At 37.7% G+C, this 23,801-nt stretch carries 22 protein-coding genes; 14 read left to right on the top strand and 8 right to left on the bottom strand.

Going from position 1 to position 23,801, the window contains the following annotated elements:
- Nucleotides 1–188: 188 nt before the first annotated feature.
- From rodA to ACN9MR_RS03040, 7 genes are all read right to left on the bottom strand, one after another.
- The gene (gene rodA, locus ACN9MR_RS03010; RefSeq protein ID WP_426328191.1) at nucleotides 189–1,448 is read right to left on the bottom strand and encodes a rod shape-determining protein RodA; all 1,260 of its coding nucleotides are present in this window, start codon (nucleotides 1,446–1,448) and stop codon (nucleotides 189–191) included.
- Nucleotides 1,448–3,460, bottom strand: a complete 2,013-nt coding sequence (gene mrdA / locus ACN9MR_RS03015) for a penicillin-binding protein 2 (RefSeq protein ID WP_426328192.1) — start codon at nucleotides 3,458–3,460, stop codon at nucleotides 1,448–1,450. The genes rodA and mrdA overlap by 1 nt, the downstream gene beginning before the upstream one ends.
- Complete coding sequence (locus ACN9MR_RS03020) at nucleotides 3,460–3,975, bottom strand: hypothetical protein (protein WP_029277298.1); 516 nt, start codon at nucleotides 3,973–3,975, stop codon at nucleotides 3,460–3,462. Before ACN9MR_RS03020 ends, mrdA begins: the two co-directional genes overlap by 1 nt.
- Nucleotides 3,968–4,807 carry a rod shape-determining protein MreC gene (gene mreC, locus ACN9MR_RS03025; protein WP_426328193.1) on the bottom strand — a complete coding sequence of 280 codons (840 nt, stop codon included), beginning with the start codon at nucleotides 4,805–4,807 and terminating at the stop codon, nucleotides 3,968–3,970. Before mreC ends, ACN9MR_RS03020 begins: the two co-directional genes overlap by 8 nt.
- 85 nt (nucleotides 4,808–4,892) lie before the next feature.
- Nucleotides 4,893–5,915, bottom strand: a complete 1,023-nt coding sequence (locus ACN9MR_RS03030; protein ID WP_010601761.1) for a rod shape-determining protein — start codon at nucleotides 5,913–5,915, stop codon at nucleotides 4,893–4,895.
- Between the two features lie 300 nt (nucleotides 5,916–6,215).
- Complete coding sequence (gene purH / locus ACN9MR_RS03035) at nucleotides 6,216–7,742, bottom strand: bifunctional phosphoribosylaminoimidazolecarboxamide formyltransferase/IMP cyclohydrolase (RefSeq protein WP_426328194.1); 1,527 nt, start codon at nucleotides 7,740–7,742, stop codon at nucleotides 6,216–6,218.
- A gap of 190 nt (nucleotides 7,743–7,932) precedes the next feature.
- Nucleotides 7,933–8,304, bottom strand: coding sequence for a winged helix-turn-helix transcriptional regulator (locus ACN9MR_RS03040; protein WP_426328195.1), 372 nt, complete (start codon nucleotides 8,302–8,304; stop codon nucleotides 7,933–7,935).
- 82 nt (nucleotides 8,305–8,386) lie between these two features.
- On the opposite strand from ACN9MR_RS03040, the gene ACN9MR_RS03045 reads away from it, so the two are divergent.
- The gene (locus tag ACN9MR_RS03045) at nucleotides 8,387–9,790 is read left to right on the top strand and encodes an MFS transporter (RefSeq protein ID WP_426328196.1); all 1,404 of its coding nucleotides are present in this window, start codon (nucleotides 8,387–8,389) and stop codon (nucleotides 9,788–9,790) included.
- Nucleotides 9,791–9,819: 29 nt separating this feature from the next.
- On the opposite strand, the gene purN is transcribed toward ACN9MR_RS03045, so the two are convergent.
- Nucleotides 9,820–10,398, bottom strand: coding sequence for a phosphoribosylglycinamide formyltransferase (gene purN / locus ACN9MR_RS03050; protein WP_426328197.1), 579 nt, complete (start codon nucleotides 10,396–10,398; stop codon nucleotides 9,820–9,822).
- Between the two features lie 241 nt (nucleotides 10,399–10,639).
- Here purN and rpsT point away from each other — a divergent pair, with 241 nt between their 5' ends.
- The 13 genes from rpsT to ACN9MR_RS03115 all read left to right on the top strand — a co-directional run bounded on the left by rpsT (nucleotide 10,640) and on the right by ACN9MR_RS03115 (nucleotide 23,799).
- Nucleotides 10,640–10,894: a 30S ribosomal protein S20 gene (gene rpsT / locus ACN9MR_RS03055; RefSeq protein ID WP_029277289.1), complete on the top strand. Its 255-nt coding sequence runs from the start codon at nucleotides 10,640–10,642 to the stop codon at nucleotides 10,892–10,894.
- 70 nt (nucleotides 10,895–10,964) lie between these two features.
- Entirely contained in the window at nucleotides 10,965–11,663 is a 699-nt protein-coding gene (radC, locus tag ACN9MR_RS03060; RefSeq protein ID WP_426328198.1) for a RadC family protein, read from the top strand.
- Nucleotides 11,664–11,770: 107 nt separating this feature from the next.
- Entirely contained in the window at nucleotides 11,771–12,607 is an 837-nt protein-coding gene (locus ACN9MR_RS03065) for an endonuclease/exonuclease/phosphatase family protein (protein WP_426328199.1), read from the top strand.
- 3 nt (nucleotides 12,608–12,610) lie between these two features.
- Complete coding sequence (locus ACN9MR_RS03070; protein WP_426328200.1) at nucleotides 12,611–13,369, top strand: prolipoprotein diacylglyceryl transferase; 759 nt, start codon at nucleotides 12,611–12,613, stop codon at nucleotides 13,367–13,369.
- 5 nt (nucleotides 13,370–13,374) lie between these two features.
- Nucleotides 13,375–14,769: a radical SAM protein gene (locus tag ACN9MR_RS03075; RefSeq protein WP_426328201.1), complete on the top strand. Its 1,395-nt coding sequence runs from the start codon at nucleotides 13,375–13,377 to the stop codon at nucleotides 14,767–14,769.
- 1 nt (nucleotide 14,770) lies between these two features.
- Nucleotides 14,771–14,968, top strand: coding sequence for a hypothetical protein (locus ACN9MR_RS03080; protein ID WP_426328202.1), 198 nt, complete (start codon nucleotides 14,771–14,773; stop codon nucleotides 14,966–14,968).
- 15 nt (nucleotides 14,969–14,983) lie between these two features.
- Nucleotides 14,984–15,178 (top strand): hypothetical protein, encoded by a 195-nt coding sequence (locus ACN9MR_RS03085; RefSeq protein WP_029277278.1) that lies wholly within the window; start codon nucleotides 14,984–14,986, stop codon nucleotides 15,176–15,178.
- Nucleotides 15,179–15,311: 133 nt separating this feature from the next.
- Nucleotides 15,312–17,711: a phenylalanine--tRNA ligase subunit beta gene (pheT, locus tag ACN9MR_RS03090; protein ID WP_426328203.1), complete on the top strand. Its 2,400-nt coding sequence runs from the start codon at nucleotides 15,312–15,314 to the stop codon at nucleotides 17,709–17,711.
- A gap of 31 nt (nucleotides 17,712–17,742) precedes the next feature.
- Complete coding sequence (locus ACN9MR_RS03095; RefSeq protein WP_057932492.1) at nucleotides 17,743–18,033, top strand: hypothetical protein; 291 nt, start codon at nucleotides 17,743–17,745, stop codon at nucleotides 18,031–18,033.
- A 33-nt stretch (nucleotides 18,034–18,066) separates the two neighbouring features.
- Nucleotides 18,067–18,357 (top strand): cell division protein ZapA, encoded by a 291-nt coding sequence (locus ACN9MR_RS03100; protein WP_029277272.1) that lies wholly within the window; start codon nucleotides 18,067–18,069, stop codon nucleotides 18,355–18,357.
- A 279-nt stretch (nucleotides 18,358–18,636) separates the two neighbouring features.
- On the top strand, nucleotides 18,637–20,208 hold the full coding sequence (rny, locus tag ACN9MR_RS03105; RefSeq protein ID WP_029277270.1) for a ribonuclease Y: 1,572 nt from the start codon (nucleotides 18,637–18,639) through the stop codon (nucleotides 20,206–20,208).
- A 147-nt stretch (nucleotides 20,209–20,355) separates the two neighbouring features.
- On the top strand, nucleotides 20,356–20,871 hold the full coding sequence (locus ACN9MR_RS03110) for a DUF962 domain-containing protein (RefSeq protein ID WP_276902222.1): 516 nt from the start codon (nucleotides 20,356–20,358) through the stop codon (nucleotides 20,869–20,871).
- A gap of 111 nt (nucleotides 20,872–20,982) precedes the next feature.
- Nucleotides 20,983–23,799: a TonB-dependent receptor domain-containing protein gene (locus ACN9MR_RS03115; RefSeq protein ID WP_426328204.1), complete on the top strand. Its 2,817-nt coding sequence runs from the start codon at nucleotides 20,983–20,985 to the stop codon at nucleotides 23,797–23,799.
- Nucleotides 23,800–23,801: the final 2 nt, after the last annotated feature.

Below are 23,801 nucleotides of genomic sequence, written 5' to 3' on the forward strand. Positions count from 1 at the left end.
TACACTGCGCTGTCGTCATACTGAATTTCTTTCAGTATCTATGGGGTCGTCATTTCGACTGAAGCGTAGTCCCGAATGTTCGGGAGAGAAATCTGTTAATATAGATTTCTCGACTGCGTTGCACTCCGCTCGAAATGACGTAACTTAAAAAGGGCATTTTAGGCTAAATATCGACTTCCGACTAAAGCCTAAATAAATCCCATCCGGTTAGAGTCGAGTTTTAAAAAGATGAACAGTAAAATTGTAAAACTCCATAACGATGATCCTCCATAACTAATTAAGGGTAGGGGAATCCCAATTACGGGAATAATGCCAATCGTCATCCCGATATTAATAAAAACGTGGAAAAAAAGGATACAAGCTACGCTATAGCCATACACCCTTGAGAATGTAGAACGTTGCCTTTCTGCTAAATTAACCAATCGGAGTAGCAGGAACATATACAAACCTATCACCACAGAACAACCCATAAATCCCCATTCTTCGCCAATAGTAGAGAAGATGAAATCGGTGCTTTGCTCAGGCACATAACCATATTTTGTTTGTGTACCCTGTAAAAATCCTCGGCCGGTTGCCTGCCCCGAGCCTATGGCAATTTGCGATTGAATTACATTATAGCCCGCTCCTTTATTATCGGTTTTAAGCCCTAACATTAATTCGATACGGCTACGTTGGTGGGGCGCTAGAACTTTTTCGTAAGCGATTTTTATTAAGAACAGATAGCCAATAGCGAAAACGGTTACCAAAACAGTAGAGAAGATTATTTTTTGTTTTCTTCTGTTGTTATAAATGAAAAGGCCGGCAATTGTGGTAATAATGATGATCAAGATATAGGTTGGTACTAAGAAATCAGCAATAAAGAGCACAATCATTCCCAAAAATATCAATAGAAAGTAACCTGATAAACCTTCGCGGTACAAGGGGAACATAAATGCAAGAAACACCAATGCAGAACCAGTATCGGGCTGAAGCATAATTAACAATAGTGGTGCGGCCACGATTAATCCAGCAATCATGATTGATTTAACATCGCGGAATTTGGGGTTAAATGCACCTACATATCTTGCCAAAAGTAAGGCTGTACCAAACTTGGCAAATTCGGCAGGTTGAAGTTTAAATGAGCCTATTGCAATCCACGCCTGGTTCCCGGCCACTTTGTTCCCGATTACCAAAACGGCCATTAACAACAGTAATGTACCACCATAAATAAAGGGTGAGAATACATTGAAAAGCCTTCCATCAAACAATAAGATAGATAAACCTAAAATTAAACCAGTGATGATATAAATGAGTTGTTTCCCATACAGGGTGGTAAAACTGAAAACAGCTGAATGTTCTGGAGGAACCGATGCATAAATATTGATGAAACCAATAGCGCATAAGGCGATATAGATTAAAACAGTAATCCAATCTACATTAAAAAAAAAGCGGTTTCCCTGTTGCTGCATTATTTCTTGTTATTTACAGGTTTATTGGTTTCAAATGGTTTGCTCACTTTAGGTTTTGTAGCAACAGATTGTTTTAATATTGCTGGTTTCTTTTTCAGGCCATCTTTAAGCCTTTTAAGCGAATCGGTTTTTTTAATGTTAAGACTATCTGTTTTACTTAATTTAAGCTTTTTTGTCTTATCTATAATTGCAGGCAAGAGATTGGTTTCTGAGAATGCTTTAACAGTATAACCATTAGATTTTGGCTTAATGGAATCTGTTAAATATTTCTCTACAATAAAACTTGAAATAGGGGCGGCATAAGATCCGCCAAAACCGCCGTTTTCTACAATTACAGCAATTGCAATCTTCGGATTGTTTATTGGCGCAAAACCGATAAACACAGAGTGGTTTTTGCCATGAGGATTTTGTACCGTTCCGGTTTTACCACACATGATAATGTTTGGGATCTGAGATTCTTTCGCTGTTCCCCATGGGCTGTTTACCGCATCTCTCATCCCTTCAATTACCGGTGGAAAATATTTTTCATCAATACCAACATAATTTTTAACTACATATTCCTTTTTAACTACATTTTTGTCTCCAATTCCTTTGATTAGGTGTGGTTTAAAATAATATCCACGATTGGCAATTGCTGCCATCACATTGGCCATCTGGAGCGGGGTAGAGGTGATTTCGCCCTGGCCAATGGCCTGAGAGATTACAGTAGTATAGCCCCAGCGTTTACCATAGATTTTATCGTAATGATCTGCCTTATAAAATATTCCCTTTTTTTCGAAAGGCATATCTATTCCAAGTTTCTGGCCAAAACCCCATTTAGCAATCTGCTCATGCCAATTGGCATAGGTTTGACGCTGGTTTTTCATTCCGTTTTTGGTAATGATGTTTTGAAAAACATGACAAAAATAGGTGTTGCAAGAGCGTGCAATACCTCGCTGCATATTAATGGTTCCGTCAACGTGCTCGCATTTCACTTTGTGATTTCCGGCCATATAATAACCCGGGCAGAAAAAAGTGGTGTTTGGATCAATCGCGCCATCTTGTAATGCAACCAAGGCATCAACAGGTTTAAATGACGATCCTGGAGAATACTGGCCTGCGATAGGACGGATAATCTGTGGGCGATAGGGATTTGCAATCAAGCTCATGTAGTTTTTACCCCAATCCTTACCTACAAGTTGATTCGGATCATAACCAGGGCTACTTACAAAGGCCAATATCTCGCCGGTTGATGGTTCAATGGCTACAATGGCACCAACTTTATTTTTCATCAGCACTTCGCCAAGTCTTTGAATCCTAATGTCTAATGAAGAAATTAGCCGATCACCAGAAACGGCATTGATATCGTATTTTCCGCCAGCGTAACTACCTTGAGCGATATTTTTCGCATCGTAAAGTGTATTAACCACACCTTTTTCACCTCTTAAAAAATCTTCATATGATCGCTCTAGGCCACTTTTTCCGATAAAATCGCCCGGTTTATAATATCCTTCCGATTTTTCAATGTCATCAGGACTTACTTCTTTTACGTAACCAAAAAGCTGTCCGGCAATACTGTCAGGATAATGCCTTACAGTTCTATCCTGGGTCCTGAAACCAGGAAAACGGTACATAATTTCTTGCAGGCGGGCATAACTTTGAACTGAAATCTGACGTTCGAAAAACGTAGCCTGATAATTTGATTGTGCCCTGGCTTTTTTTAATTTCTTACGTACATCTTCTGTCGTAATTTCTAAAGCATTGGCCAATGCCAAAGTATCAAAAGGCTTAACTTCGTTTGGTGTAACCATTAAATCGTACACAGGTTCATTCTGTACAATAACCTTCATATTGCGGTCTAAAATGGCGCCGCGGGCAGGATATTTATAAATTTTGCGTAAAACGTTACTTTCGGCAGAACTAAAGGCCTTGTCGCTAATAATCTGGATATAAAATAATTTTCCCAATAAAATCAGGGCAATTACAATAAATAATCCTTGAACGATATATTTTCGGTTAAATAATTGATCCATTAGCGTGGTGTTCTTCTATAGAATATAAACTCTACCAATAAAATAATAAGCAGTGTAAAGATACAACTTAAGCCGCATCTCATTAAGGTATAACCAATTTCGGTTAGCCTAAATGTTTCTAAAAAGAACAGCACCAGGTGGTGTGCAACAACGCAAAGAAAAGCATAAAGTGAAAACCACTGGAAACCCATATAACTTAACGATGGTTCTGGGTCGTCAATTGCGTCGCGGTTTAAACTTATTGAAATAAAAGAAATTCTTACAAAAGCCAATACCACACAGGCTGTAGCATGTACGCCCATGGTATCATAAAAAGCATCGAGTGTTAAGCCTGTTCCAAAAGCCAGTAAATACAGCAGGATATTGGGGATTCCGAAGGGAAGCAGGAGTAAAAACAATACATAAATGAATGGTGTAGAAAGATCATAGAAGCCCATATTCTTGAGCAGGAATATCTGCACAAAAAGGAGTAAAAACCACCTGATCACATTTACAATTATGATTCTACTATTCATTCGGTTTAACTAAGCTTTCCAAAGCCTTTTGCTCTTCGGCTTTTTTATCTTTAACCACATATACATATTGCAATGTGCTAAAATCTGTAAATAAATTTAATTCTCCCGATAAGAAATTATCGTTGGTAGCTACATTTGGTTTGCTGATCCTGCCCACCAAAATCCCTTTCGGAAATGAAGCAAAACCCGAAGTAACTACCGTGTCGCCCACATACATTTTAATGTGGTTGGGTACTTCCTTGATAAATGCCTTTTTAATATCGAAATTCCCGTCGCCCCAAACTAATGAGCCAAGTGCATTATTCTTTTTCAAGGTTACACTAATCTTAGTGTCTTTATGCAATAGCGATTGGATCGTTGCTAAGTGTGCAGAAACATCACGGATAAAACCAACCACTCCACGTTGCGGAGCAATAACGGCCATGCCGCTTTTAATGCCGTCAACTGTGCCTTTATTAATGGTCATTACGTTGTTGCGCAAAGTGATCGAATTTTTAACCACTTTGGCTGCCAGATATGTGTATTGTTGATCGGTAACCGTATCTACCACTTTAACATCTTTGGCTGTATCTACCGTAGTTAATCCCAGTAACTGGCTTTTAAGCTTGGCGTTTTCTGCTGCAAGGCTATCATTAACCATCCCCAGGTTTAAATATCGCTTAAAAACATTTAACCTTTCGTATGCGGTACCCACTATCTCATTGCTTGAGTTTAAGGTTACACTACGCTGATAGGCGTTGTTTTTCACCGTTAGGTAGATCCCTACGATAAAAAAAATGATAAATAAGAAAAATGCGTTGTATCTGCTGATGAAAATCCAAAGGTTACGCATTGCTCATGGGATATGAGACCTGAGATATGAGATATGAGTTTGGATAATTAGTCTCAAATCTCACATCTCTTATCCCAAATCTGGGTTATTGCATTAAGAATTTATATCCGCCAATGTTTTTAAGGGCGATGCCAGTTCCACGAACTACTGCACGAAGCGGATCTTCTGCAACGTGAACAGGTAATTTAGTTTTAGCAGCTACACGCTTATCTAAACCTCTTAACAAGGCACCACCACCGGTTAAATAAATACCAGTTTGGTAAATATCTGCTGAAAGCTCTGGGGGAGTAATCTCTAAAGCTTTTAAAATTGCTTCCTCAATTTTAGAGATCGATTTATCCAGACAGTGTGCAATTTCGGTATAAGAAACCGTGATCTGCTTTGGTACACCAGTCATTAAATCGCGACCTTGAACTGCAAAATCGGCAGGAGCATCCTGTAATTCAGGTAAAGCTGCACCAACTTCGATTTTAATTTTTTCAGCGGTACGGTCACCAATCATAATATTGTGTTGACGGCGGATGTAGTTTACAATATCAGAGTCGAAATTATCTCCAGCAACGCGGATAGATTGATCGCACACGATACCCGATAAAGCGATAACCGCAATTTCTGTAGTACCGCCACCTATATCGATAATCATGTTGCCCATTGGCTCTTCAACATCAATTCCGATACCTACTGCAGCTGCCATCGGCTCATGAATTAAGTATACCTCTTTTGCACCGGCAATTTCGGCTGAATCGCGCACTGCACGTTTTTCTACTTCAGTGATACCAGATGGAATACAGATTACCATACGTAAAGATGGGAACATCCAGCCTTTACCGCCATTAAGCATACGGATCATGCCTTTAATCATCGCTTCAGCAGCGTTGAAATCGGCAATAACACCATCTTTTAATGGACGAACAGTTTTAATATTATCGTGGGTTTTACCCTCCATTTGCATTGCCTGACGACCTATAGCAATGACTTTGTTTGTAGTACGATCGAAAGCAACGATAGATGGCTCATCTACAACTACTTTGTCGTTATGTATAATCAGGGTATTCGCAGTGCCTAAATCGATGGCAACTTCTTGCGTAAACCAGTTAAATAATCCCATGTATAAGGTATGTTTTCTTTATTTTATCAAATCTATACTATTCCTAATGTAAAAATAGCTTTTTTATTGTTTTAAGTTTTATTTTCTTCAGTTATTAAATTGTTTTTAAGGCAATTAAAATGTTCAGAAAATAAAAACCTGTAATTCTTAGGTTAAAGCAGTCTTACTATATTGCCTAGGTTAATTTACAATGCAAGAAACAAAGTGATCTACTATAGTAATACGTAAGATTGCTTTGGGGCTCGCAATAACGGCATAATGCATAACCTTTCACCTCTAAACCTTCAATTTTCTACCTTTCTAGTGTTTAAAATGTCTTACTCCAGTGGTTACCATTGCAATACCTTTTTCATTTGCTTTAGCAACAGAATCAGCATCTTTAATCGAACCACCTGGTTGCAGCACAGCTGTAATTCCGGCTTCGGCAGCAATTTCTACACAATCGGGGAAAGGGAAGAAAGCGTCAGATGCCATCGCTGCACCTTTAACACTGAATCCGAAAGCGGCCGCTTTTTCAATCGCTTGTCTCAAGGCATCAACACGTGAGGTTTGACCAACGCCGCTTGCAATTAAAACATCATCCTTAACCAAAACAATGGTGTTCGATTTGGTGTGTTTTACAATTTTGTTGGCAAAGAATAAATCTTTTAGCTCCTGTGCAGTAGGTGCTTTATCGGTTACGGTTGTCATTTGCTCAGGGCCTTCGATAATTAAATCTTTATCCTGCTCAATTACACCGTTTAATAAGGTTTTAAATTGTTTTTTGCTCAACTCAACCTCGTTACGTTGTAAAATAACGCGGTTTTTCTTTTTACTGAATAACTCAATCGCTTCTGTTTGGTAAGAAGGTGCAATTAATACTTCAAAGAAAAGATTGTTGATTTCCTGGGCCGTTTCTAAATCTACCTCAACATTGGTAATCAATACACCACCAAAAGCAGAAACCGGATCACAGGCTAATGCATCAATCCAGGCTTGTTTAACAGTAGGGCGGGAAGCAATACCACAAGCGTTTGTATGTTTTAAGATTGCAAAAGTTGGATCTTCAAATTCATCGATCAAAGCAACAGCTGCATCCACATCAACCAAATTGTTGTAAGAAAGTTCTTTACCGTTCAATTTGGTAAACATGGCATCTAAATCGCCATAAAATACGCCACCTTGATGAGGGTTTTCGCCATAACGTAAAGTTTTAGCTTCAGTTACACTTTGTTTGAAAACATCAAGCGGTTCTTCTGTATTGAAGTAATTAAAAATTGCAGTATCGTAGTGTGAAGAAGTATGGAAAGCTGTTTTAGCGAACGATTTACGTTGTGCCAATGTAGTTTCGCCATTTTGTGCTTCTAATTGGGCTTGTAAAGTAGGGTAGTCGTTTTTCGATGCGATAATTACAACATCGTTAAAGTTTTTCGCAGCGGCACGGATTAAGGAAATACCACCGATATCGATTTTCTCGATAATTTCTTCTGGTGTTCCGCCTGCTTTTACGGTTTCTTCAAAAGGATACAAGTCAACAATAACCAAATCAATTTCAGGGATTTCATATTCAGCAATCTGCTCCTGGTCGCCAGCTAATGCTCTACGGTTTAAAATTCCGCCAAATACTTTTGGGTGCAAGGTTTTAACACGTCCGCCTAAAATAGATGGATAACCTGTTAAATCTTCAACCGCCGTAACCGGAAGGTTTAAATCTTTGATGAACTGCTCTGTTCCGCCGGTAGAAAATAATTGTACCCCTTGTGCGGCCAACAATTTTACCAATGGCTCCAAACCATCTTTATAATATACTGAGATTAAAGCGTTTTTGATTTTAATGGATTGACTCATTCTACTGAAAATTTTGAGCCGCAAAGGTAGTAAAACAGAGGCATTTATTTAGGTGCAGAATCCAATAAAAATGAAATAATTTATATATTTTTACTTGTTGGGTATTTTTTCTTTTCTGACAGCATTTTTAAGCTTTATTTACGAAGATAATACTGCTGCTAACGAGTGCCCAATTATTTTATATGTGTTGCTATTTGGTTGCCTGGAAGGTGTTCCACCAATCTTCTAAAACATCTATTACCGGGAGGAGGCTTTTACCTACATTGGTTAGTTTATACTCTACGCGTGGTGGAGATTCTGCAAAAGCTTCGCGGAGGATAAGGCCATCGCGTTCCATTTCTTTAAGCTGTGTTGTGAGCGTACCCTGGCTTAATAAATTCATCTCGCGTTTAAGCTCGCCGAACCGCTTAGGACATTGTGCTGCAATAGCTTTAATGAGCATAATTTTCCATTTACCCCCAATGATCTTAAAAACACCTGTCAATGGGGAGTCATTTAAAAATAAATCCTGATTTTCTCCATTTGTAACTGCTTTATACTCATTATTGGTACTGTTTTGCATACTTGGTACGGTTTATAAGACTACTTGATTGCCGTTAAAGCGTTTTCTTACTTTAAATTTTAAATATAAGAAAAACAAGGGTATGAAAAAAAATCAAAGGTGGTTCCTGTTGTTAATTGTGTGTTCGGCTATATTTTTATCTGTATTGGATCTGTTCATTGTAAATGTAGCCCTTCCCGCCATCAAATCTGGAATTAAAGGCACCGATGCCGATATGCAATTTGTAATCGTGATGTATATTGTGGGTTATGCTTCCTTTCTTATCACTGGCGGGCGGGCAGGTGAATATTTTGGAAAGAAAAAGGTTTTTCTAACCGGAATGTTGGTCTTTACCACTGCTTCTTTTGTTTGTGGGTTTTCACAATCGGCAACCCAGTTAAACATTGCCAGGTTTATTCAGGGAGTAAGTGCTGCTTTTATGGTTCCGCAAGGAATGTCTTTTATCCCAGATTTATTTCCCGATCCTAAAGAAAGAGTAAAAGTGCTCGGTATGTATGGTAGTATTGCAGGCATTGCCTCTGTTGTTGGTCAGTTTTTAGGAGGCTTAATCCCTGATCTGGAAATGATTTCACAAAGCTGGCGTTTGATTTTTTTGATAAACGTACCTGTCGGGCTAATTGCTGTTGCATTGGGCTTTAAATACCTTAAAGAGTCGCAGGTAAAAATCGCTGAGAAATTTGATTTTACCGGAGGCTTGCTGCTGATGTTAACTTTAACGGCATTTATTTATCCACTTATCCAGGGGAGGGAATTGAATTGGCCAATATGGAGCATTTTGATGCTGGTACTATCGGTAGTTTTGCTACTTGCTTTTATTTATCATCAGTGGTTAAGCAAAAGGTTGGGGAAAAATCCTTTGCTCAATATAAAGGTGTTTAAGAATTTCGATTTCAGGATAGGGCTTTTAATTTCGCTATTTTATTATCTTGTTCAGGATTCTTACTTTTTGATCAATACCGTTTACTTACAAAACGGGATGGGCATTAGTTCCGTCCATACCGGAATCTACTTTGTTTGCCAGGGAATGGGTTACGTGCTCGCATCCATGTTTTTTGCAAGCCGGGTAACCCGTTATGGTAAATATGTATCGTTGTTCGGATCGGTTATTATGATTGTGGCACTCGTTTTTCACCTAATTATATTTAATTCACCTGATGCCCTTCAATGGCAAATTACCATTATATTGTTTGTTTATGGGGTTGGCTGTGGTACAATTCTACCTTCATTGATGACTATATCTTTAAAAAGTATTGCTGAAGATATGTTAGGTGCCTCATCGGGCATTTATTTAACCCTGCAGCAGATTTCGGTGGCTATAGGGGTTGCTGTAGTGGGAGGCGTTTTTTTTCAACACCTGGATAATCCATCGGTATTAACTTTGTTCCCGGTTGCTTACCGATGGGCAACATTATTAAATATAGGGTTCCTCATTATTGTAAGTGTTTTATTGGCTTTGACACCAAAAGCAAACAAAGGATATACTTAATTTGTGAGATGGGGAATCTTATATAAAAGCTATTTTTTGATCTTTCTTACTATGGTTTCTACAATACGTGGGTAATGCTGGTGTTCGAGCTGCTGACCTTTAAACTTTACCATTTCCAGGTTATCGTTTTTGTCTATTCTGTACCTGGCCTGATAAATATATTCACCTTCATCATAGTTTTCATTAACATAATGAATGGTTATTCCGCCTTCAGTTTCGCCGGCGGCCATAACGGCATTGTGTACATGGTCTCCATACATGCCTTTACCGCCAAATTTAGGAAGGATTGCCGGATGGATATTTACAATTCTCCCAGGGTAGGCATGGATCAGGTTTTTAGGGATCAGCCAGAGAAAACCCGCAAGCACAATAAAATCGATTTCAAGATTTTTGAGAAGGTCTATTATTTCGTCGGTTTTATAGAACTCGTTTTTGTCGAAAATATGAGTGGGGATTTCGAAATTATCAGCCCGCTGTAATACATAGGCATCGGCATTGTTGGTTAATACCAAAGATATTTCTATTTCATTACTCCGTTTAAAATGCTCCATCAGTTTTTGGGCATTGGAGCCAGAACCTGATGCAAAGATGGCTATTCGTTTTTTCACTCAAAATCGTTTTGCCCAAAAATAGTATTTTTAAGCCTGTTTTCTTAATGGAAAGGAAATTTTATTGAATTAAGTTAAAGTATTTATAATGAATAATTTTAACGTATTTTTGCGGTTCGGAAATGGGGTTCAATTTTAATGAAAAAAAAGTTGAAAGTGTTTTGTAATTTAAAAACATTAATCCTATATTTGCAACCCGAATTATAGGAAACGAATAAGAAAAATAAAAGGCTAAATAGAAATGGCAAATCATAAATCTTCATTAAAAAGAATTAGAGCAAACGCAACAAAACGTTTACGTAACAGATATCAGGCAAAAACTACACGTACCTTTATTAAAAGATTACGTGCTGCAGAAGATAAAAAATCTGCATCTGATTTATTGCCTAAAGTAATCTCTATGTTAGATCGTTTAGCTAAAAAGAATATTATCCACAAAAACAAAGCGGCTAACAACAAATCAAAATTAACGAAATTCGTTAATGGTTTAAAATAAGCCAATTTTTTTACGATATTAGTAAAGGCATCCTAACCCAAAGTTAGGATGCCTTTTTTTGTCTAAAAAAATGGAAAATTACGAACAGAAACTAGGTATAAAGTTATGGGCTGAAGAAGATCGCCCGCGTGAAAAACTTTTATTACATGGCCGAAGACATTTAACAGATGCCGAACTGATTGCTATTTTAATTGGCTCGGGAAATAGAAATGAAACCGCTGTCGATTTAAGCAAAAGAATTTTGTCGTTCTACGATAACAATTTAACAAAACTGGGAAGAGCTTCTATTCTGGAGCTTTCCAGGTTTAGGGGTATTGGAGAAGCCAAAGCATTAACTATTATTGCCGCTCTAGAGCTTGGTTTGAGGCGAAAGGAAACTGCTGAAGAGGCCATTACCCATGTTACTACTTCTAACGATGTTTATAAATATTTACATCAAACTTTCGCTAATCTCAATCACGAAGAGTTCTGGATATTACTCCTGAACAGGTCTAACCGGGTAATAGGTAAATTTTTGATCAGTAAGGGGGGACAGGCAGGAACAGTAGCCGATCCGAAAATTATTTTTAAAACAGCTTTGGAAAACAATGCCGCAAATATTGTATTGGCACATAACCATCCTTCGGGAAGTTTAAAGCCTAGTGAAAGCGACGATAAATTGACCAGGGATATGGTTGCTTCAGGAAATTTGCTTAGTCTGTATGTAGTTGATCACCTGATTTTTGCCAATAACCGTTATTATAGTTATCGGGATGAAGATTTAATTTAAAAGATATTTGGTTGTTAAAGTACAATTAACCTTAAATTAGTATAATAGCGGCTTAAAATTAGGTGTTACTGGCTAACCAGCATTAATTAAATTGTGTAATTATATTTATGAATACTTTAAAAATCATCCCTGTTTTTCTTTTGTTAACCGTTATGGCATTTGCGCAAAAAACGGCAGTCCCAATTAATATTATTACGTACAATATTCGTTTAAATGTAGCATCTGATGGTGTTAATGCCTGGCCTAACCGGAAAGATAATGTTAAGGCCCTGGTGAAATTTCATGATGCTGATATTCTTTGTGTACAGGAAGCCTTACCTGAACAGTTTGATGCGCTTTTGGAGAATTCCAATTTCGATGTAGTGGGTGTTGGCCGTGAAGATGGTAAAAGAAAGGGCGAATTTTCTGCCGTTTATTTTGATAAAAACAGGTTCACTAAAAAGGATGGTGGAACTTTTTGGTTGTCAGAGACACCAGATATTCCATCAAAAGGTTGGGATGCCGCGCTTAACCGGATATGCAGCTGGGCTAAATTGTATGATAAGCAGAATAAAAAAGAGTTTATCGTTTTTAATACACATTACGATCATATTGGTGTTCAGGCCAGGATCGAATCAGCTAAACTGCTTAAAAGTAAAATACAGCAGATTGCACCAACGCTACCAGTTGTTTTTACCGGCGACTTAAACGTAACGCCAGAAACAGAAGCCATTGCTACCATAAAATCTTTTCTTATCGATGCAAAAGATGTTTCTGTAGAGCCACCATACGGTCCGACAGGTACTTTTAATGGTTTTGATTTTAACAGTGACTTGAAAAACAGGATCGACTACATTTTTGTAAACAAAGGATTTAAGGTGCAGAAATTTGCCGTATTAACTGATAGTAAGGATAAAAGGTATTATTCTGATCATTTACCTGTTTTTTGCAGACTTTGGTTTTAATAGATGCTGTTAAAATCTTTGTTTCCCTTTCAATTTGAGCTCTTTGGTAATCAATACCATTATCACTATATTTTCGAAACACTGGCATTTATAATTGGTGTTAGGTTGTATTATTTCTATAAAAAAGGGATTAAAGACCCGATATCTGACGAAAACAGGTTGTGGATTATGTTGGGCGCTATGCTTGGAGCATTAATCGGCTCGCGTGTAATTGCTGTACTCGAAACGCCTGAAGTACTCCACCACCTTAGTTTTTCAGTTCTTTATCAAAGTAAAACCATTGTTGGCGGTTTGCTTGGCGGTTTGTTCGGTGTTGAATTAATAAAAAAGATAATAGGTGTGAATATCGCCTCAGGAGATATCTACGTAATCCCGATTTTGGTTGCCCTTATTATTGGCCGTATAGGTTGCTTTTCCATGGGCATCGACGAGCCAACCTATGGCATCCCTACCCATTTTTTTACAGGTATTGATTTGGGCGATGGCATATTGCGGCATCCCATTATGCTCTATGAAATGGTTTACCTCATACTTTTGATTTTTTTGTTCAATGGCTTGAAAAATAAGATTTTGATCAATGGAGACCGGTTTAAATTGTTTATGGTATTGTATTTTCTTTTCCGTTTTTGTGTAGAATTTATAAAGCCTTACCATTCATTATTTTTAAATTTAAGCAGCATTCATTGGTCTGCATTGTTTATTTTTATTTATTATTATAAATTCATCATCAGAATTTCGAAACAGATTTTACATAAACGGTAAATATTATGGCCAATACCAGAGATTATATATATTACGATTATACCAAAAGTCTTTGCCCCGAATGTTTACAGCTTTGCGATGCGAAAATTGTTTTTCAGGACGCTAAGGTATTTATGCTGAAAAACTGCAGAACGCATGGCGATAGCAAAGTAATGATTGCTGATGATGTGGAATATTACAAACAGATCCGCAATTACAATAAACAATCGGAAATGCCACTTAAGTTTAATACCAAAGTGCATTACGGTTGCCCTTACGATTGTGGTTTATGCACCGATCATGAACAACATTCGTGTTTAACCGTAATAGAGGTCACTGATCGTTGCAACCTGGCCTGTCCAACCTGTTATGCCATGTCATCGCCAAGTTATGGCAGGCACAGAACTTTGGCGGAGATAGAACGTATGATGGATGTTGTCGTTGCAAACGAAGGTGAGCCAGATGTGGTTCAGCTTTCGGGTGGAGAACCAACCGTACACCCCGATTTTTTTAAGATTTTAGATCTTGCCAAAACGAAACCCATTAAACATTTAATGGTAAATACGAATGGGATCAGGATTGCAAAAGATATTAGCTTTGTAGAAAAATTAGCAAGCTATATGCCCGATTTCGAAATTTACTTGCAATTTGATAGTTTCAGCGCCGAAGTATTAACCAAGCTAAGAGGAGAAGACCTTACCGAGGTGAGAAGAAAAGCCATCGATCACCTCAATCAGTTTAATGTATCTACTACTTTGGTGGTTACCTTGCAAAATGGGCTTAATGATCATGAAATTGGCGATATTTTAGATTATGCGCTTAAACAGAAATGTGTTCGTGGGGTTACTTTTCAGCCTACTCAGGTTGCCGGAAGAAATGATGATTATAATGATCAACAGGGAAGAATAACGCTAACTGAGGTGCGCAGAAAAATTTATGAGCAATATCCTATTTTTACTCCTCAGGATTTAATCCCGGTGCCCTGTAATCCCGATGCGCTATGTATGGCCTATGCGTTAAAAATCGGCGATGAAGTGATCCCGATGACACATCTGATCAATCCGGAAGATTTACTCAACAATTCCAAAAATACCATCGTTTTCGAACACGATGAAAAATTGAAAGAACACATGCTCAATCTTTTTAGTACAGGTGTTTCGGTAGATTGTGCCGAAGATACCTTTGGCGAATTGATGTGTTGCCTGCCAAGGGTAAAATCAGATAGTTTAAGTTACGATAATTTATTTCGGATTATCATCATGAATTTTATGGATCCGCTGGATTTTGATGTACGCGCTGTTAAAAAATCATGCGTGCACATTGTGAGCGATAAATATAAAATGGTACCCTTCGAAACCATGAATATTTTTTACCGCGACAACAAAATAGATCTGATCAGGGAAAAATTAAATATGAACTAACATGGAAGAAGGTTTATTCGGATTGTTAATTATTTACTGCCTTACAGCAGTTGTACTCTTTATAGTGGGGATTATTCAGATTATTATTAAATCATCAAGGAACGAGCCCGTAAAACCTGGATTAAAACTGCTTATCATTTCGGTAATTATGGTGGTAATCGGTTTTGGTGCCTGTGCAGTATTGCTTGCCAACAGTTAATCTCAAATTAAGCTCATGGAAATTTTTATTGTATATTGGGTAATTGTAGTATTGTTGTTTGTAATTGGCATCATTCAGATCATTGTAAAAGCTGCGAAAAATCAACCCGTTAAACCCGGCCTTAAACTGGTTATTGCATCTGTTATCATGCTGGTAATAGGAGCAGGCGCATGTGCAGTAATTCTATCTAATTTAAATATTGGCCATTAGTCATTTTTATTGTGTCAAGATTGCGGGTTTAGCTTTCTCCTTTGACCTTTAAATAATATCTTTGCGTTTTATAGAAATAGAGTATCAGTCGAGATTTGTCTTGATACCTGATACTCACTACCTGATACTCCAAATGAAAATATCATATAACTGGTTAAAACAATTCGTACAGATCGATAAAACACCTCAAGAGCTTTCGTTAATTCTTACCAATGTTGGTTTAGAAGTAGAAAGTGTAGAAAAAGTGCAGCCTGTTGTGGGTGGTTTAGAGGGCTTGGTTATCGGAGAAGTATTAACCTGTGTTCAGCACCCCAATGCCGATCGTTTGCGCATTACTACAGTAAACGTTGGTGGTAAAGAAAACCTTCAGATTGTTTGCGGTGCTCCAAATGTAGGCGCTGGCCAAAAAGTGGTAGTAGCTACTGTAGGCACAACAGTATACCCATTAGAGGGTGAGCCCTTTAAAATCAAAGAATCAAAAATCAGGGGAGAACTTTCGCAGGGGATGATCTGTGCCGAAGATGAAATTGGTTTAGGTAAATCGCATGATGGGATTATGATCCTTGCTGAGGATACCGAAATAGGGATCCTTGCTAAAGACCATTTCAAAATGGATGATGATTTTGTTTTCGAAATCGGATTAACACCAAACCGTGCCGATGCGGCTTCACATTTAGGTGTGGCGAGAGATTTAGCGGCTTATTTCAGAAGCGAGTATGAAATGCCTGATCTTTCAGCTTTTAAAACGGATAACGAAAATCTGGTAATTCCGGTAGAAGTAGAAGATTTAGCAGCTTGTCCGCGCTACAGCAGCCTAACACTTTCTGGCGTTACCGTAAAAGAATCGCCAGAGTGGTTAAAAGATAAATTAAAGGTAATTGGTTTGCGTCCGATCAATAATGTGGTTGATATTACCAATTATGTGCTTCATGGTTTAGGTCAGCCTTTACACGCTTTCGATGCCGATAAAATTACCGGTGGAAAAGTAATCGTGAAAAAAGTTGCCGAAGGAACGCCATTTGTAACCCTTGATGATGTTGAACGTAAGTTGAGTGCAGATGATTTAATGATCTGCAATACTGAAGCGCCAATGTGTATTGCAGGTGTTTTCGGTGGAAAATCTTCGGGAGTTGATGTCAATACCAAAAATATCTTCTTAGAAAGTGCTTACTTTAATTCGGTTTCTGTACGTAAAACTTCTAAAAGACATGGGTTAAAAACAGATGCCTCTTTCCGTTACGAGCGTGGTACTGATCCTGAAATTACAGTTACGGCTTTAAAATATGCAGCATTATTAATTAAAGAACTGGCTGGCGGAGAAATTTCTTCATCAGTTTCTGATATTTATCCAAGTCATATCAAGCCTTTCGAGTTTGAAGTAAGTTATACCAACATCAATAAATTAATTGGTGCAAATATTCCATCAGCCGAAATTAAACACATTATTACCGCTTTGGGTATTGCAGCGACCAATACCTCTGAAGATACTTTGGCTTTAAGAGTACCATCGTTTAAAGTTGATGTAACCCGCGAATGTGATATTACAGAAGAAGTATTGCGTATTTACGGTTATAACAATATCGAAATCCCTTCAAAGGTAAATGCATCGCTTTCTTACAGCATTAAGCCTGAAAAAGAAAATACGCACAACGTAATTGCGGATATGCTTACCTCAAACGGTTATGCAGAAATTATGTGCAATTCGTTGACTAAATCGGCCTATTCGAAAAATTTAGACGAAGCCGTATTTATTTTGAATCCCTTAAGCAGTGATTTAAATGTGATGCGCCAGCATTTGTTGATGCCAGCATTAGAGAGTGTAGCTTACAACCAGAACCGTAAAAATGCTGATGTTAGGTTTTATGAATTCGGTAAAACCTATCATTTAATTAATGAGCAGTATGTAGAGCGATCAAGGTTATTATTGTTGATTTCGGGTGCTAAACAGAGCGAGCAATGGAACCACAATGCTAAACCGGCAACTTTCTATAATTTAAAAGCGGCAGTTGATGCGATTATATCACGTTTAGGTATTGCAAGCTACCAATCTGATGCTTTAAATGACGAAAACTTTGCTTATGGGATTAAATATTTCCGTGGAGATAAAACCCTGGTAAGTTTTGGCGCGGTTTCAAAAGCCGACCGTAAAGTAGCCGATGTAAATGCAGAGGTTTTTTATGCTGATTTTGATTGGGCTGCCTTGTTGGATATTGTAAGGAAAAATAAAATTGTTAATAAAGAAGTTTCTAAGTATCCGCAAGTGCGCAGAGATTTATCTTTATTGATCGATCAGGCCGTAACTTTTGATACTTTAAAAGGCATTGCTTTCAAAACCGATAAAAAGCTGATCAAGGAGGTTGGTGTTTTCGATGTATATGTTGGTGATAAATTACCTGAAGGTAAAAAATCGTATGCATTGAACTTCATTTTGCAGGATGAAGAACAAACCTTGACCGATAAGCAGATTGAAAACACGATGCAGAAATTAATCGCGAATTTAACGGCACAAGCTGGTGCAGAAATTAGGAAATAAAATATAAATTCGTATTTTTAGAAATAAATTCATGGCTTCTGTTGCAGATCAATTAGATAAAGTATTACAAAAAACGGCTCAGGTATTAGAGCTATGTAATGCGCTACAGGAAGAAAATGATTTATTAAAGCTTGAAAATCAATCGTTAAAAGTAGCACTCGATACAGCGAAGGGCAAAAATGTAGAACTTGATGAAAAATTAAGGGTTACAAAATTGGCTAAAAGTATAGAGGGAACAAGCGAAAAATCGCTTGACATTAAACAAAAAATTAACGATTTTGTGCGGGAGATTGATAAAAGTATTGCATTATTAAAAAAATAATGATGCAGAGAAATCAGAAACTAAGCTAAACAAATGGGAGAAATCTCGATTAAAATAACCATTTCCGACCGTATTTATCCACTAAAGGTGAATATGGAAGAGGAAGAAATTGTGAGACGGGCAGCAAAAATGATCAATGAACGCATAAAAGATTATCAGGATAATTATGCGGTTAGAGATAAGCAGGATCTTCTTTCTATGGCAGTGTTACATTATGCAACAGCCGTATTGAGAACAGAGAATAAAGTACAAAACCAGGATACTGCTGTTGCTGATAAAGTTGAAGAATTGGATGTTTTACTCAGTAATTTCTTTTCAAAATAAGGTTCGTTCTTTCGGCGATTCGTCACTCTGAACTTGTTTCAGAGCCTAAAATAATTTAGGATGACAGCGCCAATATTTAGCATAAAAACATAGCCGCGGCTAGTTTTTGAGTTTCAAATTTTATAAAACTTAACACTTCAATATCTATAGGGTTAAGAGGGCGTATTTCATCTGCTATGGCACCTGAAAATGGCTTAAACCCTAATTATGCTTAGTTGAGGTTTAAAATGTATGAGACTTTAAAAATTAGTTGCGGTTTTTTTTTACTTAAAAAACAAAATGGAAATAGTTGAAATATTAGGATACGTATTTGCCGTAATAGCGGGTATAGCTATCGGAGTGGTGGTAGGAAGATTCCTCCTGCGTAACTTGCTTAAACAGCAGGAAGTTGCCGCACAGAACAAAGTGAAAAAGATTTTAAAAGATGCAGAAAACAATGCAGAGATCTTAAAAAAGAATAAACTTTTAGAAGCAAAAGAAAAGTTTTTGCAAATGAAAGCTGAGCATGAGCAGGAAGTGAATGCCAAAAACAATAACATTAACCAACGCGAAAATACCATGAAGCAGAAAGAGCAATCGGTAAATCAGCGCATGGAAAATTTTAATAAGAAAGAACAAGAACTCGATAAGCAAAAAAGCGTTTTAGAAAAGCAAACCGAAATTGCGATTAAAAAGCAAGAAGAAGTTGAAGTGCTTAAAAACCAGCACCTAAAACAATTAGAAACCATTGCTGGTCTATCTGCCGAAGAAGCTAAAGAGCAATTGGTAGAAAATCTGAAACAAGAAGCCCGTACACAGGCAATGATGCAGGTAAAGGATATTGTCGATGAGGCAAAGTTAACAGCGAGCAAAGAAGCTAAAAAAGTAGTCATCCAAACCATTCAACGTACCGCTACCGAAGCAGCAATCGAAAATTCGGTTTCTATTTTTCATATCGAAAGCGACGAGATTAAAGGTCGTGTTATTGGTAGAGAGGGTAGAAATATCCGTGCTTTAGAAGCTGCTACCGGAATTGAGATTATTGTTGATGATACACCGGAAGCAATTATTTTATCAGGTTTCGATCCTGTAAGAAGGGAAATTGCCCGTTTGGCTTTGCACCGTTTGGTAACAGATGGTCGTATCCACCCGGCTCGTATCGAGGAAATTGTAGCGAAAACCAAAAAACAGATCGAAGACGAAATTGTAGAGATTGGTGAGCGTACAGTGATCGATTTAGGTATCCATGGTTTACACCCTGAGTTAATCCGTATGGTTGGCCGTATGCGTTACCGTTCATCTTACGGACAAAACTTGTTACATCACTCTCGTGAGGTAGCTAATTTCTGTGCGACGATGGCTGCCGAATTAGGCTTAAATGCTAAAATGGCTAAACGTGCAGGTTTATTACATGATATAGGTAAAGTGCCTGATGATAATCCTGAATTGCCACACGCAATTTTAGGTATGCAATTGGCCGAGAAATATAAAGAGCACCCTGAAATCTGTAATGCTATTGGTGCCCACCACGATGAAATTGAGATGACTTCAATGATCTCTCCAATTGTACAGGCTTGTGATGCGATCTCTGGTGCTCGCCCCGGTGCGCGTCGTGAAGTGGTAGAAAGTTATATCAAACGCCTGAAAGATTTAGAAGAGCTGGCTTTATCTTACCCTGGCGTAGAAAAAACGTTTGCAATTCAGGCTGGTAGAGAATTACGTGTAATTGTAGAAAGTGAACGTATTACTGATGCACAGGCAGAACTTTTAGCTGCAGATATTTCAACCCGTATTCAAACCGAAATGACCTATCCAGGACAGATTAAGGTTACTGTAATCAGAGAAACCCGTTCTGTAGCATTTGCAAAATAAAGAAGTCAATTCGCCGAATCGTCATCCTGAACTTGTTTCAGGATCTTAGTAATAGAAAGATGCTGAAATAAATTCAGCGTGACGAACGGTTTAATAAACAAAATATTAAGCGATGGATATTCCATCGCTTTTTTTTATTTTTACATAATGAGCAAGCAAACCATAACAATAGAACCCAAACGGCCAGTAGATGTACTTTTTGATAAGTATGCCGAAAGTCACCAAAATCCAACAAATAAGCTGGTGCACTGGATCTGTGTTCCGTTAATTGTATTCAGCTTACTGGGTTTGATCTGGCAGATCCCTTTTCCGCATATCGGTTTTTTAGGTAGCTACAACGGTTTCTTTAACTGGGCGTCTTTTCTATTGGCCTTTAGCCTGTATTATTACTTTACACTTTCGCCTGTGTTGTTTTTCTTAATGATCTGGGTAGTGGGTTTAATGAGTTACATCATCGTAAAAATTGAGCAAGCAGTAGGTTTAGGTAGCGGAACGGCCTATGCTATTTATGCAGCAATATTTGTAGCCGCCTGGATTGGTCAGTTTATCGGGCATAAAATTGAGGGGAAAAAACCTTCATTCCTTGATGATGTTAAGTTCTTGTTAATAGGTCCGATCTGGTTATTGCACTTCATTTGCAAGAAAGTGGGTATTCGTTATTGATCCGGAAAGCGCTTAACTTTTAGTTAACTTTAAGGTAAAGGAATGTTAATTAACACCTAACCTGTAGTTAACACTGTGGTAATACTTTTGCCCTTATCAAATAAAGGCAAATTGGACTTACTAAACTCTTTTAAAAGAGCGGCACTCACTGTGTTCGCTTTAACGATCAGCATATTATCATATGCACAGACAGGAAAAATTTCTGGAACAGTTACCGATAAAAAAACCGGTGAAACCTTAATTGGAGTAACGGTTAAAATTAAAGGTACAACTAAAGGTACTTCTACAGGTGCTGATGGTAAATATACTATTGCTGCATTGCAAGATGGTAAATTTATTATCGAAGCATCGTATGTAGGTTATGCTACAAAGGAAGTTCCGGCTGTAGAAGTAAATGGTGGAGGTACAACTACCTTAAACCTGGCACTTGAAGAATCAAATTCTCAAAAATTAGCTGATGTACAAGTAAAGGGTGTAGCTGGTAAAGAAAGCGAAACTGCTTTACTATCATTGCAAAAAAATGCAATAGAAATTAAACAGGGTATCGGAATCCAGGAACTATCCAGAAAAGGTGTAAGCGATGTTGAAGAAGGATTAACCAAAATTACTGGTATTACCAAAGTAGATGGAAGAGGTTTATTTGTAAGGGGTTTAGAAGATAGGTATAACAACTTATTAATAAATGGTTTAGCCGTTCCTTCTAACAATCCTTTCAAAAAGATTATCCCTTTAGATCTTTTCCCAACAGACATTGTAAGTGTTTTAGAAACTTACAAAACTTTTAACTCGGGCTTATATGGCGATTTTGCCGGCGGAACTTTTAACATTGTAACCGCAAAAGGCGAAAAAGCAGTAACGAAAATTAATATTGGTACAAGCTTTCTTTCTAATAGTAGCTTTAAGGAATTTTTAAGGCCGGAAGGTGAGACTTCAGTTGGCGATTACTTTGGTTTTCCCAGCAATGACCGAAGCATACCTAAGGTTTTCGGCAAGAAGCCATCAGCTTATACCATGACTGCAAATGAAGCCAACTCACAGTTTGACTCTGGCTTCGATGTAGAAGAAGGAAATGCGCCTTTAAATACAAATATTGGTATACTACATACACAAAAAATCAGGTTCGAAAATAATCGCTCATTCCAGTATTTGGTTTCAATTAATACCGATAACAATTTTCAGATTAGAAAAGGTGTAGATCGTTTCTTTAATACCGCACAAGGTATTTATGACAACAACTTATATACCACTAAATATAGGTTTTCTACCAATTCATCGTTATTAGGTGCAATTAATTATGCTACCAACAGGTTAAACCTTAATTTAAATGCCTTTTATTTAAAAGGAACAGAAACGATGATTCAGGATCAGGTGGGTTATACCAATAGCCAGGCTACAGTTACTAACTCATTTATCCGTTTAAACCAGTTGCAAAAAACCGATTTCTTTACCGGTCAGTTGTTCGCGAATTATAAAATAACGGAAGACGATAGGCATAGCGTAAGGGCAGGAGCTTCTTATTCGAAAACAGGCTACGAACTTCCGGACAGAAAATCTTTTAAAGGTGCAATGCTTGATAATAATACCACATCAATCAGCTATACTGGTAACAGTATCACCAGACAGTATATGGACTTTAACGGCGATTTCTTCGGATCTGGTTTATTGGAATACAATTTCAAGTTTGGAAACGATGATCTTGCAAAAGCCCATAAACTTACTGTAGGTTACAATGGCTCTTTCAATAAGATCGAATCTAATTTCAGGTTTTTAGTTTCACAAAACCTGGCCTCTAACAACGCTACTTTTAATACCAATCAGCCTGATGCTACCCTAGCCGGGCAGATCGCCAATGGTGGCTTTACTTATAACGAAGGTACGGGTGCAACCTACCTGGCCCGCATGCAAGAAAGTGTTAACGCAGGTTATGCCGATTTATCGCTGGTTATCGGTGATAAAATCAACATCAACGGAGGGCTAAGGGTAGAGCAATCAGAAAGAATTACCAGGTTCCGAAATCCAGGAACTATTGATGATCCTTTTGTAAGGGTAACCAAAAACAATACTGATATTTTACCTGCTGTAAACTTTAAATATTCGGTTACTGATAAAACGAACTTAAGGCTTTCACTTTCAAAAACCTTAACCAAACCGGTTATTATGGAAGCTTTCCCATTGGAGTTCGTAAACCCGGATGCGACAATTGAAAATGGTAACCCCAATGTGGTAAATAGTAAAAACTACAATGTTGATGTAAAATATGAGTTTTTCCCTTCTAATACAGAAATGTTTGCCATAACCGGATTTGCCAAATATTTGAAGAATCCTATAGAACGTTTATTTACACCAACCGCTGGAAGTGGTGGTTTAGCTATCACTTATGATAACTCTAAAAAAGCAGTTTTATACGGTGCTGAATTAGAGTTTTTACTGCAGCTATCGAGGTTTAGCGAATCACTTTCTAATTTCTCAGTTGGTTTCAATACATCGTTGATGTATACCCAAACTACTATTGATAAGGTAAAAAATAGTGCAGAAACTGCTGCTATTGGTAACGAGAATACCCGCAAGTTGCAGGGCGCTTCACCATGGTTAATCAATGCCGATATCAAACACGAAAGTAATTTTAGTAAAAACTGGAAAAGCACCATCACATTAGCCTATAATATCTATGGCGAACGTATTTATGCGGTAGGTACCAATGGCTTAGATAACTACTACGAGAAACCATTTGGAAAATTGGATCTGATCTGGAGCAACAAGATTTCGAGCAAGTGGGATTTAAAGTTTGGCGTAGAGAATATCTTAAATCCAACTTATAAAGTTGATTTGGGCGAAAAGAGCTTAGTTAAAATATACGAGAACAGCCTTACTGTTAAAGATTATAAAAGAGGTGTTGGGGTGTCGTTAGGCCTTGGCTACACATTCTAATT

The sequence above is a fragment of the Pedobacter sp. R-06 genome, assembly GCF_049913135.1.
Classification (GTDB): Bacteria; Bacteroidota; Bacteroidia; order Sphingobacteriales; family Sphingobacteriaceae; genus Pedobacter.

Coding starts and splice junctions, on each gene's coding strand:
- rodA (WP_426328191.1), bottom strand. CDS start 1,448: ATGCAGCAACAGGGAAACCGCTTTTTTTTTAATGTAGATTGGATTACT.
- mrdA (WP_426328192.1), bottom strand. CDS start 3,460: ATGGATCAATTATTTAACCGAAAATATATCGTTCAAGGATTATTTATT.
- ACN9MR_RS03020 (WP_029277298.1), bottom strand. CDS start 3,975: ATGAATAGTAGAATCATAATTGTAAATGTGATCAGGTGGTTTTTACTC.
- mreC (WP_426328193.1), bottom strand. CDS start 4,807: ATGCGTAACCTTTGGATTTTCATCAGCAGATACAACGCATTTTTCTTA.
- ACN9MR_RS03030 (WP_010601761.1), bottom strand. CDS start 5,915: ATGGGATTATTTAACTGGTTTACGCAAGAAGTTGCCATCGATTTAGGC.
- purH (WP_426328194.1), bottom strand. CDS start 7,742: ATGAGTCAATCCATTAAAATCAAAAACGCTTTAATCTCAGTATATTAT.
- ACN9MR_RS03040 (WP_426328195.1), bottom strand. CDS start 8,304: ATGCAAAACAGTACCAATAATGAGTATAAAGCAGTTACAAATGGAGAA.
- ACN9MR_RS03045 (WP_426328196.1), top strand. CDS start 8,387: ATGAAAAAAAATCAAAGGTGGTTCCTGTTGTTAATTGTGTGTTCGGCT.
- rpsT (WP_029277289.1), top strand. CDS start 10,640: ATGGCAAATCATAAATCTTCATTAAAAAGAATTAGAGCAAACGCAACA.
- radC (WP_426328198.1), top strand. CDS start 10,965: ATGGAAAATTACGAACAGAAACTAGGTATAAAGTTATGGGCTGAAGAA.
- ACN9MR_RS03065 (WP_426328199.1), top strand. CDS start 11,771: ATGAATACTTTAAAAATCATCCCTGTTTTTCTTTTGTTAACCGTTATG.
- ACN9MR_RS03070 (WP_426328200.1), top strand. CDS start 12,611: ATGCTGTTAAAATCTTTGTTTCCCTTTCAATTTGAGCTCTTTGGTAAT.
- ACN9MR_RS03075 (WP_426328201.1), top strand. CDS start 13,375: ATGGCCAATACCAGAGATTATATATATTACGATTATACCAAAAGTCTT.
- ACN9MR_RS03080 (WP_426328202.1), top strand. CDS start 14,771: ATGGAAGAAGGTTTATTCGGATTGTTAATTATTTACTGCCTTACAGCA.
- ACN9MR_RS03085 (WP_029277278.1), top strand. CDS start 14,984: ATGGAAATTTTTATTGTATATTGGGTAATTGTAGTATTGTTGTTTGTA.
- pheT (WP_426328203.1), top strand. CDS start 15,312: ATGAAAATATCATATAACTGGTTAAAACAATTCGTACAGATCGATAAA.
- ACN9MR_RS03095 (WP_057932492.1), top strand. CDS start 17,743: ATGGCTTCTGTTGCAGATCAATTAGATAAAGTATTACAAAAAACGGCT.
- ACN9MR_RS03100 (WP_029277272.1), top strand. CDS start 18,067: ATGGGAGAAATCTCGATTAAAATAACCATTTCCGACCGTATTTATCCA.
- rny (WP_029277270.1), top strand. CDS start 18,637: ATGGAAATAGTTGAAATATTAGGATACGTATTTGCCGTAATAGCGGGT.
- ACN9MR_RS03110 (WP_276902222.1), top strand. CDS start 20,356: ATGAGCAAGCAAACCATAACAATAGAACCCAAACGGCCAGTAGATGTA.